The following is a 16,028-nucleotide window of genomic DNA, read 5'->3' as shown; positions in this document are numbered from 1 at the left end:
CGACTAAACAATCGTTCTACTGCCTACTGCCTACTGCCTTCCTACTTTCTACTTCCTACTCCCCTACTCCCCTACTCCCCTACTGCCTAACTCCTGAGGTCCCCCATGCCTTCCCACTTTCTCGGCATCGATGTCGGCACCGGCAGCGCGCGCGCCGGCGTCTTTGACGAGCGCGGCGAGCTGCTCGCTTCCGCCAAGCGCGACATCGCGCTCTTCGTCGAGCCCGGCGAGATCGCCGAGCAGTCGAGCCGGGACATCTGGCAGGCGGTGTGCGCCAGCGTGCGCGACGCGGTCGGGAAATCGGGCGTCGGTCCCGGGGAAATCGGCGGCATCGGCTTCGACGCTACCTGTTCCCTCGTGGTGGTCGGCGATGATGGCGAGGCTTTGCCGGTCGGTCGCTCGGGAGATAGCGACATGAACATCATCGTCTGGATGGACCACCGCGCCCTCGACCAGACTAGGCGCATCAACGCCCTCCGGCACCCGGTCCTCGACTATGTCGGCGGCGTCATTTCGCCCGAGATGGAGACGCCGAAGCTTTTGTGGCTGAAGGAGAACCTGCCGGCGACCTTTGCCCAAGCGCGGCATTTCTTCGACCTGGCCGATTACCTGACCTGGCGCGCCACCGGCAGCCTTGCCCGCTCGGTCTGCACGCTCGCCTGCAAATGGACCTATCTCGGCCACGAACGGCGCTGGGACGAAAGCTATTTCCATGCCGTGGGGCTTGGTGAGCTTGCCGACGAGGATTTTGCCCGCATCGGCACCGACGTGGTCGATCCCGGCACGGCGCTGGGCGCCGGCCTGACGGAAGCGGCGGCCGCTGAATTGGGACTGGTCGCAGGCACGGTTGTCGCTGCCGGGCTGATCGACGCTCACGCCGGCGGCGTCGGCACCGTGGGGGCCGCGGGCGACGCCGGCACCATCGCCTCGCGCATGGCCTATGTGCTCGGCACCTCTGCCTGCACCATGGCAAGCAGCGAAGGGCCGGCCTTCGTTCCGGGGGTCTGGGGACCCTATTATTCCGCCATGGTGCCCGGGCTCTGGCTGAGCGAAGGCGGCCAGTCGGCGGCCGGAGCGGCCATCGATCTCCTGGTGCATTTCCACCCGGCCGAGGCCGAAGCCTCCGCGCGTGCAGCTGCCGAAGGCAAATCGCTGGTCGATTGGCTGGCCGCGGCCGCCACGGCGGGCTCGCCCGACCTGTCGGCCGCCGCCACGCTCGCGGGAAGCATCCATGTCGTTCCCGAATTCCTCGGCAATCGCTCGCCATTGGCCGATCCGGACGCGCGCGGCCTGATTGCCGGACTCGGCACCGACCGTTCCGTCGAAAATCTCGTCGGCCTCTACGTGGCCGGGCTTTGCGGCCTCGGCTACGGCGTGCGCCAGATCGTGGCGGCGATGGCGTCATCCGGTCTTGCCGTCGACACCATCGTCATCAGCGGCGGCGCCGGGCAGTCGCCGCTGGTGCGGCAATTGCTTGCCGACGCCGCCGGCTTGGCGGTCGCCGCGTCGCAATCGCCCGAACCGGTGCTGCTGGGCGCTGCGATGCTCGGAGCTGTCGCGGCCGGCCGGTATGCGGACCTTTCAAGCGCCATGCCTGCCATGTCCCGGCTTGGCGATGTTTTCACCCCGGCGACCGGTGAAATGCGGGCTTGGCACGACAAACGTTACGAAGCCTTCCTGTCGCTGCAGGCGGTGGGACGCAGCATACGTTGAGAGACCGTTTTGTTTCTGCGCGATTCCGGACGCTTGGACCAAGCGCGAAGGTTCGCTTGCCCCAACGAAGCAATCGCAGACTCCGGAGATCAGCGCAGCGTCCGAGCTTCGTCATCCACGGGCGGAGCGGGAGCGCAGCGGACGCGTAGACCCGAGGATCCATTCCGTGACCTTGGCCGTGGGATGCAGCGGAGTAGAATTCTGCACCGTAGAAGCGCCTCAAAGTAACGGAATGATTCCAGGGTCTGCGCGCGTCGCTTCGCTCCTTGCTCCGCCATAGAATGACGAAATCGCGAAGGCCACGGCCAATCTCAAGGTTGCAATTGCCATTCAAAATTCTACGCCGAATTACATCCGGCTGGTAATCCAGGAAAAGTGGACGCGGTTTTCCGGTTGTCAGGCCCATCCTCGGCTCTACGCGTTCGCGGTGCTCCCGCTCCGCCCGTGGATGACGAAATCCAAGCAAAATCCGCGTGACAAAAGTTGACGTTTACGTAAAAAGAAGGCGTGAGGCCGGCCCAAAGGTGGATGGCTTCGCTTCGGCCATGCGCCTACGCTCGGCCGGAATGGGAGGAGCGGACATGTATCGCGCGCCGGTCGAGGACATCGCCTTCACGCTGAAGCAGGTGGCGGGGCTGAAGCCGGCGCTTGACGCCGGCATTTTTGGCGATCTCGGCGAGGACCTTGTCGACGCGATCCTGGCCGAGGCAGGCCGCTTCGCCAGCGAGGAAGTGGCCCCCCTCTACAAGATCGGCGACGAGCAAGGCGCTGTGCTGAAGGACGCCGCCGTCACCACGCCGCCCGGCTGGAAGGAGCTCTACCGGCGCTGGATCGAGGGTGGCTGGAACGCGCTGTCCGGTCCGGAGGAATTCGGCGGCCAAGGCCTGCCGACCATGCTCGGCGTCGCCGCGCTCGAAATGTGGAACTCCGCCGCCATGGCCTTCGGTATTGGTCCGACGCTAACCATGGGCGCGGTCGAGGCGCTCGACAAACACGCATCGGAGGAACTCAAGGCCAAATACCTGGCAAAACTCGTCTCCGGCGAGTGGATGGGGACGATGAACCTGACCGAGCCGCAGGCGGGCTCGGACCTCGCCGCCTTGCGTACGCGCGCCGAGCCGGTCGGCGACGGCACTTACCGCATCTTCGGGCAGAAGATATTCATCACCTATGGCGAGCACGATTTCACCGACAACATCGTGCATCTGGTGCTGGCCAGGCTGCCCGACGCGCCGGCCGGCACGCGCGGCATCTCGCTGTTTTTGGTGCCGAAGTTTTTCGTCAACGACGACGGCTCGCTCGGCGCCCGCAACGACGTCTTCTGTTCCGGCCTCGAGCACAAGCTTGGCATCCATGCCTCGCCGACCTGCACCATGATCTACGGCGACGCTTTTCAGGGCTCCACACCCGGCGCCATCGGCTGGCTGATCGGCGAGGAGAACAAGGGTCTGGCCTGCATGTTCACTATGATGAACAACGCCCGCCTTGCCGTCGGCATGCAGGGCGTGGCCGTGGCTGAGGCCGCCACGCAGAAGGCGATCGCCTATGCCAACGAGCGCCGCCAAGGCAAGGCTTCCGCTGATACGGGCGCTGGCATGGCGCCGATCGTCCATCACCCCGATGTACAGCGCAACCTGCTCACCATGAAGGCGCTGACTCAGATCGCGCGCTCGATCAGCTATTCCTGCGCCCACGCCATCGACCGCGCGCGCGTCGGCCAGGGCGAGGCCGCCGCCAATTGGCGCGACCGCGCCAGCCTGCTGACGCCGCTTGCCAAAGCCTTCTCGACTGACATCGGCGTCGAGGTTGCTTCTCTCGGTGTCCAGGTGCATGGCGGCATGGGCTTCATTGAGGAGACAGGTGCCGCAGCGCTTTATCGCGACGCGCGCATCGCGCCGATCTATGAAGGCACTAACGGCATCCAGGCGATCGACCTTGTGGCGCGAAAGCTGCCGCTCGGCGGCGGCGAGCATGTGCATTCCTATATCGGCGAATTGAAAGCGGTGGCCGATGCGGTGCGTATCTCCAACATTGAGGGTTTCGGCCGCACCGCCGACAATCTCGACCGTGCGCTGGCCGATCTCGAAGAGGCGACGCGTTTCCTGCAGAAGCTCATGGCCGATGGCAAGACCGACGCCGCGATGGCCGGTGCCACGCCCTATCTGCGCCTGATCTCGCTCGCTGCCGGCGGCGCCTATCTGGCGCAGGCCGGGCTGGCCGACCGCGGCCGCGTCGCGCTCTGCCGCTTCTTTGCCGAGAACCTGCTCGGCGAGACGCGCGCCCTGAAGGAGCGTGTCGTCAATGGCGCCGAGAGCCTCGCCGCCGCCGGCAAGCAACTGATTTCCGCTTGACGTTCACAAGGAAAAAATCGTGACAGACCATATCCTCGTCGAGCGCCAGGGCGCCGTGCAGATCATCCGCATCAACCGCCCGGACAAGAAGAACGCGCTGACGCGCGCCATGTATGCGAAGATGTCGGCGGCGCTGGCCGAAGGCGATGCCGATCCGGCGGTCCGCGTCCATGTCTTCCTCGGCGTTCCAGGCGCCTTTTCCGCCGGCAACGACCTGGCCGATTTCCTGGTCATCGCCACAGGCGGCGAGGGCGGCAACGAGGTCTGGGATTTCCTGATGGCGCTGGCCAAGGCCGAAAAGCCGATGGTGTCGGGCGTCGACGGCATCGCCGTCGGCATCGGCACCACGCTCAACCTGCATTGCGACCTGACCTTCGCCACGCCGCGCACGCTGTTCCGCACGCCCTTCGTCGATCTCGGCCTGGTGCCTGAAGCCGGCTCCAGTCTGATCGCGCCGCGGCTGCTTGGCCGGCAGGGCGCCTTCGCGCTGCTCGGCCTCGGCGAAGGCTTTTCGGCCGAGCGCGCCAAGGCCGCCGGTATGATCTACGATGTCGTCGCGGAAGAGGCCCTCGAAAGCGCCGTGTTGGCGGCCGCCGCCGACATCGCGGCCAAGCCGCCAGAGGCGCTGAAGATCGCGCGCGACCTGATGCGCGCGCCGCGCGAGGAATTGATCGCCCGCATCGAGGTCGAAAGCGAGCATTTCCGCGAGCGGCTCAAGTCGGATGAGGCGCGCGGGGCGCTCACCGCCTTCATGACGCGCAAGAAGGGCTGAGCCCTTCGCCTGCGGCACCGTTCAAGGATAAAGCCGCGTCTTGTCCCAGCCGGCGGCGTTGCGCGAGAAAAGGATGCGGTCGTGCAGGCGGAACGGCCTGTCCTGCCAGAACTCGATCGTCTGCGGCAGGATGCGGAAACCCGACCAATGTTTCGGTCGCGGGATCTCGCCGATGGCGTAGCGCGCCGTGTATTCGGCTACCGCCTTTTCCAGCGCGAACCGGCTTTCCAGCGGCCGCGACTGTTTCGAGGCCCAGGCGCCGATGCGGCTGCCGCGCGGGCGTGTCGCGTAATAGGCGTCGGCCTCGGCGTCGCTGACGATCTCCACCGGCCCGCGTATACGCACCTGGCGGCGCAGCGATTTCCAGTGGAAGCACATCGCCGCCTTCATGCTGCCAAGAATCTCGCGGCCCTTGGCGCTCTCGAAATTCGTGTAGAAGACAAATCCCTTTTCGTCGAACCCCTTGAGCAGCACCATTCGCACATCCGGCATGCCGTCGGCGTCGACGGTTGCCAGCGCTACGCCGTTGGGATCGTTGGGCTCGCTTTTGGTGGCGTCCTCCAGCCATGCGGCAAAGAGCCTGAACGGCTCCGCGGCCTCGGTGAAGTCACTGCTTGTTAACTCAGTTTCGTTCATAGTTTTCCGAATTTTTACCGTTGCGGGAGGAGTTGGCCGATTGTCGCGTATCGCGCAAGCTTTTGACAGCAGGCAATGGGGCGTTATCGCTTCTGCCAGCGTCAAGGCTGTGGTCGTGACGTTGGCGCTTCCGCTTGCCGCTTGCGGTGCCGGCGGCTTCAGCCTCGAAAAGGCCGACGTCGACCGCTCGATCATCACCTCCAGCGCGCCATCCTCGCCGGCTGCCCCGGCGGCTGATAAGGACTCCGACCAGACCACCATCGGCAACGCCGTTTCCTCCGCCGACTTGAAGGAGCTTGCCGGCCAAGCGGTGCCATGGGCCAATGCCGGGACCGGGTCCCGCGGCGCGATCACCGAACTGGTGGAACTGAAGGATGGCGGCCTGACCTGCCGCCGCTTCAGCGCCACGCGCGAGAGCTTCGACGGCGTCGCCCTCTACAAGGGCGAGCTGTGCCTAGCCGAGGCCGGCGGTTGGCGCATGCAGGAATTCAAGGCGCTCTGATTATCCGGCACTCCGATTTTCGGGCGCCATTGCCCTTGCGCCACTGGAATTTCTTCCTATGCGAGCGCATATAGGAGGCGACTCATAAATCCATTCTCTCATGCAGGCAGGAAGCATGCGCGACCCCTATGAGGTGCTGGGCGTTGCCAAGAACGCATCGGCCAAGGACATAAAATCGGCTTACCGCAAGCTCGCCAAGAAGTATCATCCGGACCAGAATCCGAATGATCCGAAGGCGAAGGACCGTTTTGCCGCCGCCAACCAGGCTTACGAGATCGTCGGCGATGAGAAGACGCGCGCCGCCTACGATCGCGGCGAGATCGACGCCGACGGCAAGCCTAAATTCCAGGGCTTTGAAGGCGCAGCCGGCGGCGATCCGTTTGCCGGATTCCGCCGTCAGCAAGGCCCCGGCGGCGCGCATTTCGAATTTCGCAGCGGGCGCCCGGGCGGCGATCCGTTCGACGGCAACAGCGACATCTTCAGCCAGATTTTTGGCGATGCCTTCTCCGGCGCCCGCGGCGCCGGCCGGGCCGACCGCCGTCAGCCGGTCCAGGCCGCGGACCTCAACGTCACCATGGATATCAGTGTCGAGGAGGCAGCCACCGCCGATAAGGTGACGGCGATGTTCCCCGACGGCCGCAAGGTGGCGGTCAAGCTGCCGGCCTATGTCGAGGATGGCCAGACGATCCGCTTGAAGGGCCAGGGCGAGCAGGGTCCGGGCCAGCCTGGCGACGCGCTGGTCAAGATCCACATCCGCCGCCATTCGCGCTATCGCATCGAAGGCCGCGACCTGCATGTCGATCTTCCCGTCGATCTGGCCGATGCGGTGCTTGGCGCCAAAGTGGCGGTCGAGACGCCGACCGGCAAGCTCGCGGTCAACGTGCCCGCATGGTCGAGCTCGGACAAGGTGCTGCGCCTCAAGGGCAGGGGCCTGCCGGAAAAGGCAGGCGGCCATGGCGATCTCTATGCCCATGTTCGGCTGATGCTGCCGGAGGGCGGCGATGCCGAGCTCGAGGCCCTGATGCGCCGCAGAAAAGGCTGATTGAGGGAATTTTGTTCCTGTTGCAGTGTCTTTTGAGCGCTTGAAGGGGCTTTGTGCCTGTGCGATAGGCTCTCCACAAAGCAGATATTCTTGCGGAGAGCTTGCACATGGCGGGTGGACAGGGCCTGATGGCCGGTAAGCGGGGCCTGATCCTGGGCGTCGCCAACAATCGGTCGATCGCTTTCGGCATCGCCAAGGCCTGCGTCGATCACGGCGCCGAAATCGCTCTGACCTATCAGGGCGAGGCCTTCAGGAAGCGCGTCGAGCCGCTCGCGGCCGAACTCAACGCGCATGTCGCAGGCCATTGCGACGTCACCGACCCGGAAAGCCTCGACGCGGTCTTCGCCGACATCGCCAAGCACTGGGGCAAGCTCGACTTCCTCGTCCACGCCATCGCCTTTTCCGACAAGGACGAGCTCACCGGCCGTTATGTCGAGACGACGCGCGACAATTTCCTGCGGACCATGGACATTTCGGTCTATTCCTTCACCACCATCGCCAAGCGCGCCGAGCCGCTGATGACCGATGGCGGCTCGCTTTTGACGCTGACCTATTACGGCGCCGAGAAGGTGATGCCACATTACAACGTCATGGGCGTCGCCAAGGCGGCGCTCGAGGCCAGCGTACGCTATCTCGCGGTCGATCTCGGGGCCAAGAAGATCCGCGTCAACGCGATCTCCGCCGGTCCGATCAAGACGCTGGCCGCCTCCGGCATCGGCGATTTCCGCTACATCCTGAAGTGGAACGAGTACAATTCGCCGCTGAAGCAGACGGTCACCCAGGAAGAGGTCGGTGATTCCGGCGTCTATTTCCTGTCGGACCTGTCGCGCGGCGTGACCGGCGAGGTTCATCATGTCGATTCCGGCTACCATGTCGTCGGCATGAAGGCGGTCGACGCGCCGGATATCTCGACCGTCAAGGACTGATCCTCTCCGCTTATCCAGCGTCCAAGCAACTTCCAGGAAAAGTGCGAAGCGGTTTTCCGTCCGGAATTGCTTGAAAAGCAAAAAGCGCCCGACCTTGGAAGACCTGATGTATCCGCTCGTCTACATCGCGCGTCACGGCCAGACCGAGTGGAATGCCGAGCGCCGCCTGCAGGGCCAGGCCGATACCGATATCAACGAACTTGGCCGCGAGCAGGCGACGCAAAACGGCCGACGGTTGGCGGAACTCATCGGAAATCCTGCGGATTTCGATTTTGTCGCCAGCCCGATGCGGCGCACGCGCGAGACGATGGAGCTGATGCGCGCTGCGATGGGGCTCGATCCTTCCGCCTACCGCACCGATCCACGCCTGGTGGAGCTAAGCTTCGGCGACTGGCAGGGTTTCACCTTTGCCGAACTCGAAAAGCGTGTCCCGGGTTCGACCAAAAGTCGCCGCGCAGCGAAGTGGGATTTCCAGCCGCCGGGCGAGGGCGCGGAAAGCTACGAAATGCTGCTCGAGCGGATAAAGCCGTGGCTGGACGCGCTACGCCGGCCGACGGTCTGCATCACCCATGGCGGCGTCATGCGCTGCTTCTTCCGCTTGGTCACTGGCATTTCCAAGGAGGAGGCCGCCAGCCTCGATGTCCCGCAGGACCGCCTGCTCCGGCTGGAGGGCCGCAGCCTGGAGTGGCTTTGAAGGCACTCCGCTTCGTCATTCTAGGGCGAAGCAGGAGCGAAGCTCCGTCGCGGAGACGCTAGGCGCGGCCTGGCGAATTCAGGTCAGGCCGAGTCGAAAATGGTGGGTTCCGAGAACCGGCCTACGCCGGCCGTAGCCTTCATAGCGCGGAGACCCTCATGAGAGCTTCGGCCGGCGAAGGCCGGAGCGGAGCGTACTTTTCATACGTGAGCACCGGAAGCGCAGGAAGCCGCCATTTGCAGGCCGGCCTCACCTGAATTCAGTTCTGGTCGCTGTCGGGCAACTGCATGTCCGTCACGACATTCTCGCCATTGGTCACGTCATAGGCGATGACGATGTCCATGCCGGGCTTCAGCGAGTCGATGTCGGTCTCGGCGTTGAGCTTGTAGGCCTTGCCGTCGTCGAGCGTCAGCGTCAGCGTGTCCTTGTCGACCTTCTTGATCAGGCCTTCGGTCTGGCCGGCGAACGCGGCGGCGGTGGAAATCAGCAACATGGCGCAGGCCGCGCCAATCAGGGTACGCATCGTCGTCCTCTTTAGGTCATTGCGCCGGCTTGTCAACGGCGGGTCCTCAACGGCGGATGGGAAGAGAGCAGAAACCAACCGAATGTGTCAAAACTAAATCCGCCACATCACAGTTTGATGCACACCCGATCAGCGTTTGACCACTGTGGAAAACGCCAATAGAAGGCAGCCTTAACCGGGTTCCCTCACCGGGCAGGGCGTATCCTCATGTCGCACAACACATTCGGCCACCTCTTTCGAGTCACCACCTGGGGTGAAAGCCATGGCGCCGCGCTCGGCTGCGTTGTCGACGGCTGCCCGCCCGGCATCCGCTTCAAGCGCGAGGATATCCAGGCCGAGCTCGACCGCCGGCGGCCCGGACAGTCGCGCTTCGTCACCCAGCGCCGCGAGCCGGACGAGGTGAAGATCCTGTCCGGCTTCATCCTAGACGAGGACGGCGAGACGATGATCACCACCGGCACGCCGGTGTCGATGCTGATCGAGAATGTCGACCAGCGCTCCAAGGACTATGGCGAGATCGCCCGCCAGTATCGGCCGGGCCATGCCGACTACACCTACGACGTCAAATACGGCCTGCGCGATCACCGCGGCGGCGGCCGCTCTTCGGCGCGTGAGACGGCAGCGCGGGTGGCGGCGGGCGCCCTGGCGCGCAGGATAGTGCCCGGCATGGTGGTGCGCGGCGCGCTGGTCTCGATGGGCGAAAAGTCGATCGACCGCGCCAACTGGAACTGGAATTTCGTCGGCGACGCCGAGAACCCGTTCTTCACCCCGGATCCGGCCTCGGTCCCGGTCTTTACCGCCTATCTCGACGGCATCCGCAAGGCCGGCTCTTCGGTCGGCGCGGTGATCGAGATCGTCGCCGACGGCGTGCCGCCCGGCCTCGGCGCGCCGATCTATGCCAAGCTCGACCAGGATATCGCCTCCGGCCTGATGTCGATCAACGCCGTCAAGGGCGTCGAGATCGGCAATGGTTTCGAGGCGGCCCGCATCACCGGCGAACAGAACGCCGATGAGATGCGCATGGGCAATGACGGCAAGCCGGTGTTCCTGTCCAACAATGCCGGCGGCATACTGGGCGGCATCTCGACCGGCCAGGCGATCGTCGCCCGCTTCGCCGTCAAGCCGACCTCGTCGATCCTGACCCCGCGCCAGTCGATCGACAAGGATGGCAAGGATGTCGAGGTGATGACCAAGGGCCGCCACGACCCGTGCGTCGGCATCCGCGCCGTGCCGATCGGCGAGGCCATGGTTGCCTGCGCGATCGCGGATCATTATCTGCGGCACAGAGGACAGACAGGGAAGGGCGTAGGCAGTGGGGATTAGGCAGTAGACCGCCCGACACAGCCATTTTCTTTCTTCTACTGCCTACTGCCTACTGCCTACTGCCTACTGCCTACTGCCTAATTCCTGCGAGCGAAGCGAGCGCCGATGCCCTACGACCAGAAGAAGATCGTCGAAGCGATCCGTGCTTTCGAGCGCGGTGAGATCGTCGTTGTCATGGACGATGACGGGCGCGAGAACGAGGGCGACCTGATCGTCGCCGCCGTCCACTGCACGCCGGAGAAGATGGCCTTCATCGTGCGCAACACCTCCGGCATCGTCTGCACGCCGATGCTGCGCGAGGACGCGAGGCGGCTGAACCTCGCGCCGATGGTGGCGGACAATGATTCCGCGCACACCACTGCCTTCACGGTCAGCGTCGATTTCAAGCATGGCACGACAACAGGCATTTCCGCCGACGACCGCACGCTCACCGTGCGCAACCTTGCCAATGGCAATGTCGGCCCGTCGGATTTCGTGCGTCCCGGCCACATCTTCCCGCTGATCGCGCGCGAAGGCGGCGTCTTGATGCGCTCCGGCCATACGGAGGCCGCGGTCGATCTCTGCAAGCTCGCCGGCCTGCCGCCGGTCGGCGTCATCTCTGAGCTGGTCAATGACGACGGCACGGTCAAGCGCGGGCCGCAAGTGCAGGCCTTTGCCGAGGAACATGGGCTGAAGCAGGTCTCGGTCGCCGACCTCATCGCCTATCGCCAGCGCAAGGAGACGCTGGTCGAACGCGTCGCCTGCTCCGACATCGACACGCCCGGCGGCAAGGCCCAGGCCTTCACCTACACGCTGCCCTGGGATTCCATGCACCATCTCGCGGTCGTCTTCGGCGATATCCGCGATGGCGAAGAGGTGCCGGTACGGCTGCACTCGGAAGATGTCGTCACCGACGTCTTCGGCACCAGCCACCGGCTCGACGGCATCATGAAGGCCATGGGCGAGCGCAGGCGCGGCGTCATCGTCTATCTGCGTGAAGGCTCGGTCGGTGTCGCCCATCAGGAGCGTAAGCGGCCCGCGAGCGGCGACCGCGAGGACCATGAGGAAGCCCGCCGCCGCGAGAACGAATGGCGAGAGATCGGTCTCGGCGCCCAGATTCTCAAGGACCTGGGTATCTCCTCGATCAACCTGATCGCCTCGCGCGAGCGCCACTATGTCGGCCTCGAGGGATTTGGCATCCATATCGCCAAGACCGAGATTCTGTAGTCCGTCGAAGGACCTGACGCGCCAGAGGTCCTAGCGGCAGTCTGATTGATGGAGCCTCCGCGACGCAGGCGATTGGCGGAAGCCTCCGCGACGTCGTCATCCACGGGCGGAGCAAGGAGCGAAGCGACGCGCGCAGACCCGAGGATCCATTCCGTGACCTCGAAGCGCCGCGACGGTTTCAGAATTCTGCTTCGCTGCGCTCTACGATCAAGGTCGCGGAATGGATCCTCGGGTCTGCGCTCCGCTTCGCGTCGCTCCGCCCGTGGATGACGAAGTCATTGAGGCTCCGGCTAACCGCCAACGTCTGCGATGATGATCGGACGGCCGAATAACCGTCACTCCGCCGGAACCACCGCCTCGCCCCTGTCCACATCGCAATCATCCGTCGCCAGCCGACATTGGCCGGCGAGCACGGTGACCAGCGCGATGGCGCCGGCCGCGACCGAAACCGAAAACCCGTTCTGCGGACCGAAAGTGTCGACCATCCAGCCGGCGGCGAAGGAACCCAGCGCCATGCCGATGCCGATGCCGGTCGTCACCCAGGTGACGCCTTCGGTGAGCATCGCCGGCGGCACGTGGCGCTCGATCAGGCCGAAGGCGGTGATGAAGGTCGGCGAGATCGCGACGCCGCTGACGAAGACGGCGAGCGCCAGCGTCGGCACCGTGTCGGCAAAGAGCAGCGGCAAGGTGGTGAGCGCGATCACGGTGACTGCAAGGGCCAATTGCCGCTGCAGCGGCACCTTGAGGCTGAGCGCGCCGACGATGATGCCCAGCACGAAGGATCCCAGTGCATAGACGCCGATGACGAGGCTCGCCGCCTCAGGCTGGCCAAGCTCCTTGGTGATCGCCACCGTCGTCACTTCCGTCGTGGCGAAGGTCGCGCCGACGAATATCAGTGCGAAGGTGATGATCTGCACCGGCCGCAGGCGGATCGCCGAGCCGGCCGCGCCATGTTCGGCCGGGCGGACCGGCGGCTCGGACGAGCGCTGCAGCAGGAATGCCGCCGAGCCGAGCGCAAGCAGCAATGTGCTGACCACTATGCCGGCTTCCGGGAACAGCGCGGCGCTCAAGCCCACCGACAGCGAGGCGCCGGCGACATAGACCAGTTCGTCGGCGGCCGATTCGAAGGCGAACGCCGTGTTGAGCTCCGGCCGGTCGCGGAAGATCTCGGTCCAGCGCGCCCGGACCAGCGCCGGGATGCTGGGCATGGCGGCGGCAAGTAGCGCCGAGCTGAACAACGTCCAGATAGGCCAGTGCTGGTTGGCCGCGACGATCAATGTCGCGAAGGAAAGCACCGAGACGAGCGTCATGGGTGCTGCGATCGCCGTCTGGCCACGTCGGTCCACCAGCCGCGACACTTGCGGCGACAGGAAAGCATTGACCAGCGCATAGGTCGCCGAGACGGCGCCGGCCAGCCAGTATTCGCCATGTGTCTGCGACAGCATCGCCACGATGCCGATCGGGGCCATGGCGATCGGCAAGCGCGCGATGAAAGCCGCCGCGGCGAAGCCTTTCGTGCCGGGAGCCCGAAAGATGTCCGAATAAGGGTTTCGCATGATCCTGCTCCTCGACAACGGTGCATACTAAAATTACATACGCTGCGTATGACTGTGAGATAGTTCATACGCCACGTATGTCAATTGGCATACGAGGCGTATGTGAGTAGGGCCAGAACCATGCACAGACCGCGCAAGGAGATGATCGCCGAGACGCGCGCCAAGCTGATCGCGGCCGCTCGCCATGCTTTCGGCACGATCGGCTATGCCGAGGCCTCGATGGACGATTTCACCGCGTCGGCCGGCCTCACGCGCGGCGCGCTCTACCATCATTTCGGCGACAAGAAGGGACTGCTGCAGGCGGTGATCGCGGAGATCGACGGCGAAATGGCTGTGCGGGTGAACGAGGTGGCTTCGAAAGCGCCCACCCGCTGGCAGCATTTCGTCGACGAATGCACCACCTATATCGAGATGGCGCTCGAGCCGGAAATCCAGCGCATCATGTTCCGCGATGGCCCGGCGGTGCTCGGCGATCCGGCGCAGTGGCCGAATGCCAGCGCCTGCACCGCCTCGATGACCAACCATCTGACCAGGCTGCAGGAAGAGGGCGAGGTCGTTCCGGAGCTTGATCCCGAGACGACCTCACGGCTGATCAATGGCGCCAGCAGCCAGGCCGCGCAGCGCATCGCCAATTCGACGGACCCCGAGGCGACCTCGAAAAAAGCGATCACGGCCTTCAAGCAGTTGCTCGAAGGCTTGCGAAAGAAGCCTTGACGGCACGCTCGGGTAACCGAGCCACCGGCTTATGCACCGGTTTCGGGCCGGCGCAACCCTGCCGCGATTGACAATCGCCGGGGCGAGCGCATCCTCCACCGCCAACTCTGAAGGTGAGGGGAGTCGGGGCCATGTGGGACTTCAGCATCGCCAGATCCGTGTCGATCATGATGCGGACATGGCCGTTCATCGTCTTTCGCATGATCGTCTATTTTGGCATCACGGTCGCCTACATCATGGCGACCGGTACGGGCGCCAGCGTCGGCTACGGCGTCGGCCACATCTCCACCGATCCCGACGGCCCGATGTCCTTCGCGCTGTGGGGTGGCGTGGTCGGCTTCGGCGTCGTCTCGATCGCCGTCTACTGGATACGCGAATACATCCTCTATGTGTTGAAAGCGGGCCATATCGCTGTCATGGTGCATCTGATCGACGGCCAAGATGTCCCCGACGGCCAGGGCCAGATCGCCTACGCGAAGGAAGTGGTCACCCAGCGTTTTGCCGAGGCCAACATCCTTTTCGTCGTCGACCAGCTGGTCAAGGGCGCCATCCGTGCCATCACCGGCCTGATCGGCGGCATCGCCGCCTTCCTGCCCGTTCCGGGCTTGAGCGGCATCGTCAGCTTCATCAACACGGTGATCCGCCTGTCGCTGACCTATGTCGACGAGATCATCCTCGGCTACAACATCCGCATCAATTCGAGCTCGCCTTTCGAGACGGCAAGGCAAGGCGTCGTGCTCTACGCGCAGAACGGCAAGCACATGGTCAAGAACGCCGTCTGGCTGGCGGCGATCATGTGGGGAGTGTCCTTCGTCATCTTCCTGTTGATGCTAGCGCCTGCGGCCGCCATTCTGTGGGTCATGCCGGGCCAGCTTGCCGGCTGGGCCTTCGTGCTGGCCATCGTCTTTGCCTGGGCCTTCAAGGCAGCCTTCATCGAGCCCTTCGCCATCGCCTCGCTGATGCAGGTCTATTTCGAAGCCATCGAAGGCCAGGCGCCCAATCCCGAATGGGACCGCCGGCTCGCCGAGACCTCGTCCAAATTCAGGGAACTGCGCGACAAGGCGCTGGGCTCTTTTGGCGGCGGCTCGCGCTGGGATACGCCGAGGGCCGCCTGATCATGGCTTTGATGCGCTGCCGAGCTTTGCGATTGCCGATTTAAGCGGCGCCTCGCCGGCGCCGCGAAACGTCTCGCTCATCACCAGTTCGGGCAGCGGCAGGCGCTTGCCCCAGCCATGCGCCTCGAGGTCCGGCTTCGGCGCGAAGGCCGAGACGCGGCCGACGCAAAGATAGGCGATCGGCGTGACATGCTCCGGGATCGCGAGAAGCCGCTTCAATGCCTCGGTTTCGATGATGCTCACCCAGCCAACGCCGACGCCTTCGGCCCGCGCCGCCAGCCAGAAATTCTGCACCGCGCAGACAGTGCTGTAGAGATCCATCTCCGGATTGTGCCAACGCCCGAGAGGCGAGTCCTTCGAGCGCTGCCGGTCGCAGGTGATGCACAGGTTGAGCGCGCTTTCGCAGATGCCCTCGAGTTTCAGCTTGCGGTAGAGCGCCTGGCGTTCCGCGTCGATCGCCGGCAACTCCTGCTCGCGCGCGGCGAGGAACAGGTCGCGCACTTGTCTGCGCCGCTCGGCGTCGCGGATGACGATGAAATTCCACGGCTGCATATAGCCGACCGACGGGGCGTGATGCGCGGCGGTGATGAGCCGCGCCAGCACATTGTCATCGAGATCGTCGGGGACGAAATGGCTGCGCACGTCGCGCCTGGTGAACATGGCCCGGTAGACCGCGTCGCGCGCCAATTGGTCAAAGTCGTCGCCGCTCGCGGCGATCGCTGCTGCCGTCATCGCTTTTCCCCTTGCGACAAGCAGTTCCCCGCCTGACCAAGCGGAAAACCATGTCTGCCGGGCCGGTCTTCTGGCTCGGGATCGTCCCGCATCCGGCGCCTTCCCGTCTTCGACAGTGGCGTTTGCCGGCGCGGTCCCCCTTACAGTGTTGGGCACGCCACGGAATTCAACCGTGTTCCCGATTCTCCCGCGTCGCGGGCACCTGGCAGCGACGCGACCTTAC

At 64.6% G+C, this 16,028-nt stretch carries 15 protein-coding genes and 1 riboswitch; of the genes, 11 read left to right on the top strand and 4 right to left on the bottom strand.

Annotated features, from left to right (window positions below):
- Nucleotides 1-105: 105 nt before the first annotated feature.
- From LB525_RS19295 to LB525_RS19285, 3 genes are all read left to right on the top strand, one after another.
- A complete protein-coding gene (locus LB525_RS19295) occupies nucleotides 106-1,713 on the top strand; it encodes an FGGY-family carbohydrate kinase (RefSeq protein ID WP_224545904.1) in 1,608 nt (535 codons plus the stop codon).
- Between the two features lie 581 nt (nucleotides 1,714-2,294).
- Nucleotides 2,295-4,064, top strand: coding sequence for an acyl-CoA dehydrogenase family protein (locus LB525_RS19290; protein ID WP_224545901.1), 1,770 nt, complete (start codon nucleotides 2,295-2,297; stop codon nucleotides 4,062-4,064).
- 19 nt (nucleotides 4,065-4,083) lie between these two features.
- Complete coding sequence (locus LB525_RS19285; RefSeq protein WP_224545899.1) at nucleotides 4,084-4,836, top strand: crotonase/enoyl-CoA hydratase family protein; 753 nt, start codon at nucleotides 4,084-4,086, stop codon at nucleotides 4,834-4,836.
- Between the two features lie 21 nt (nucleotides 4,837-4,857).
- Here LB525_RS19285 and pdxH read toward each other — a convergent pair whose 3' ends face one another.
- On the bottom strand, nucleotides 4,858-5,577 hold the full coding sequence (gene pdxH / locus LB525_RS19280; RefSeq protein ID WP_411962463.1) for a pyridoxamine 5'-phosphate oxidase: 720 nt from the start codon (nucleotides 5,575-5,577) through the stop codon (nucleotides 4,858-4,860).
- Between pdxH and LB525_RS19275 the strand changes: the two genes are divergently transcribed.
- From LB525_RS19275 to LB525_RS19260, 4 genes are all read left to right on the top strand, one after another.
- Complete coding sequence (locus LB525_RS19275) at nucleotides 5,513-5,974, top strand: RT0821/Lpp0805 family surface protein (RefSeq protein ID WP_224526416.1); 462 nt, start codon at nucleotides 5,513-5,515, stop codon at nucleotides 5,972-5,974. The genes pdxH and LB525_RS19275 overlap by 65 nt on opposite strands.
- Nucleotides 5,975-6,089: 115 nt before the next feature.
- On the top strand, nucleotides 6,090-7,016 hold the full coding sequence (locus LB525_RS19270; protein WP_095767150.1) for a DnaJ C-terminal domain-containing protein: 927 nt from the start codon (nucleotides 6,090-6,092) through the stop codon (nucleotides 7,014-7,016).
- 107 nt (nucleotides 7,017-7,123) lie between these two features.
- On the top strand, nucleotides 7,124-7,942 hold the full coding sequence (gene fabI / locus LB525_RS19265) for an enoyl-ACP reductase FabI (protein WP_095766743.1): 819 nt from the start codon (nucleotides 7,124-7,126) through the stop codon (nucleotides 7,940-7,942).
- A gap of 106 nt (nucleotides 7,943-8,048) precedes the next feature.
- On the top strand, nucleotides 8,049-8,636 hold the full coding sequence (locus tag LB525_RS19260) for a histidine phosphatase family protein (RefSeq protein ID WP_224545897.1): 588 nt from the start codon (nucleotides 8,049-8,051) through the stop codon (nucleotides 8,634-8,636).
- Nucleotides 8,637-8,895: 259 nt separating this feature from the next.
- Here LB525_RS19260 and LB525_RS19255 read toward each other — a convergent pair whose 3' ends face one another.
- Nucleotides 8,896-9,159 carry a DUF1344 domain-containing protein gene (locus LB525_RS19255; RefSeq protein ID WP_041002438.1) on the bottom strand — a complete coding sequence of 88 codons (264 nt, stop codon included), beginning with the start codon at nucleotides 9,157-9,159 and terminating at the stop codon, nucleotides 8,896-8,898.
- A gap of 207 nt (nucleotides 9,160-9,366) precedes the next feature.
- Between LB525_RS19255 and aroC the strand changes: the two genes are divergently transcribed.
- Both aroC and ribB read left to right on the top strand, forming a co-directional pair.
- A complete protein-coding gene (aroC, locus tag LB525_RS19250) occupies nucleotides 9,367-10,482 on the top strand; it encodes a chorismate synthase (RefSeq protein ID WP_224545894.1) in 1,116 nt (371 codons plus the stop codon).
- A 105-nt stretch (nucleotides 10,483-10,587) separates the two neighbouring features.
- Nucleotides 10,588-11,688: a 3,4-dihydroxy-2-butanone-4-phosphate synthase gene (gene ribB, locus LB525_RS19245; protein ID WP_095766746.1), complete on the top strand. Its 1,101-nt coding sequence runs from the start codon at nucleotides 10,588-10,590 to the stop codon at nucleotides 11,686-11,688.
- A 335-nt stretch (nucleotides 11,689-12,023) separates the two neighbouring features.
- Here the strand turns inward: ribB and LB525_RS19240 are convergent, their stop codons facing one another.
- Entirely contained in the window at nucleotides 12,024-13,244 is a 1,221-nt protein-coding gene (locus LB525_RS19240) for an MFS transporter (protein ID WP_224545892.1), read from the bottom strand.
- A 120-nt stretch (nucleotides 13,245-13,364) separates the two neighbouring features.
- Between LB525_RS19240 and LB525_RS19235 the strand changes: the two genes are divergently transcribed.
- Nucleotides 13,365-13,958: a TetR/AcrR family transcriptional regulator gene (locus LB525_RS19235; protein WP_095766748.1), complete on the top strand. Its 594-nt coding sequence runs from the start codon at nucleotides 13,365-13,367 to the stop codon at nucleotides 13,956-13,958.
- Nucleotides 13,959-14,089: 131 nt separating this feature from the next.
- A complete protein-coding gene (locus LB525_RS19230; RefSeq protein ID WP_224545889.1) occupies nucleotides 14,090-15,073 on the top strand; it encodes a hypothetical protein in 984 nt (327 codons plus the stop codon).
- Here the strand turns inward: LB525_RS19230 and bluB are convergent, their stop codons facing one another.
- Nucleotides 15,074-15,805: a 5,6-dimethylbenzimidazole synthase gene (gene bluB / locus LB525_RS19225; protein WP_224545887.1), complete on the bottom strand. Its 732-nt coding sequence runs from the start codon at nucleotides 15,803-15,805 to the stop codon at nucleotides 15,074-15,076.
- 42 nt (nucleotides 15,806-15,847) lie between these two features.
- A riboswitch (cobalamin riboswitch) is annotated at nucleotides 15,848-16,026 on the bottom strand.
- Nucleotides 16,027-16,028 lie beyond the last annotated feature (2 nt).

It is taken from the genome of Mesorhizobium sp. CA16, assembly GCF_020165175.1.
Taxonomy (GTDB): domain Bacteria; phylum Pseudomonadota; class Alphaproteobacteria; order Rhizobiales; family Rhizobiaceae; genus Mesorhizobium.
Note: the sequence above shows the minus strand (reverse complement) of the source record. Positions and strands in the feature narration are given on the sequence as shown.

Bases quoted from the DNA above. Each gene is read 5' to 3' on its own strand.
- LB525_RS19235 (WP_095766748.1), top strand. From the start codon at position 13,365: ATGCACAGACCGCGCAAGGAGATGATCGCCGAGACGCGCGCCAAGCTG.
- ribB (WP_095766746.1), top strand. From the start codon at position 10,588: ATGCCCTACGACCAGAAGAAGATCGTCGAAGCGATCCGTGCTTTCGAG.
- fabI (WP_095766743.1), top strand. From the start codon at position 7,124: ATGGCGGGTGGACAGGGCCTGATGGCCGGTAAGCGGGGCCTGATCCTG.
- bluB (WP_224545887.1), bottom strand. From the start codon at position 15,805: ATGACGGCAGCAGCGATCGCCGCGAGCGGCGACGACTTTGACCAATTG.
- LB525_RS19240 (WP_224545892.1), bottom strand. From the start codon at position 13,244: ATGCGAAACCCTTATTCGGACATCTTTCGGGCTCCCGGCACGAAAGGC.
- aroC (WP_224545894.1), top strand. From the start codon at position 9,367: ATGTCGCACAACACATTCGGCCACCTCTTTCGAGTCACCACCTGGGGT.
- LB525_RS19255 (WP_041002438.1), bottom strand. From the start codon at position 9,159: ATGCGTACCCTGATTGGCGCGGCCTGCGCCATGTTGCTGATTTCCACC.
- LB525_RS19230 (WP_224545889.1), top strand. From the start codon at position 14,090: ATGTGGGACTTCAGCATCGCCAGATCCGTGTCGATCATGATGCGGACA.
- LB525_RS19290 (WP_224545901.1), top strand. From the start codon at position 2,295: ATGTATCGCGCGCCGGTCGAGGACATCGCCTTCACGCTGAAGCAGGTG.
- LB525_RS19295 (WP_224545904.1), top strand. From the start codon at position 106: ATGCCTTCCCACTTTCTCGGCATCGATGTCGGCACCGGCAGCGCGCGC.
- LB525_RS19260 (WP_224545897.1), top strand. From the start codon at position 8,049: ATGTATCCGCTCGTCTACATCGCGCGTCACGGCCAGACCGAGTGGAAT.
- LB525_RS19270 (WP_095767150.1), top strand. From the start codon at position 6,090: ATGCGCGACCCCTATGAGGTGCTGGGCGTTGCCAAGAACGCATCGGCC.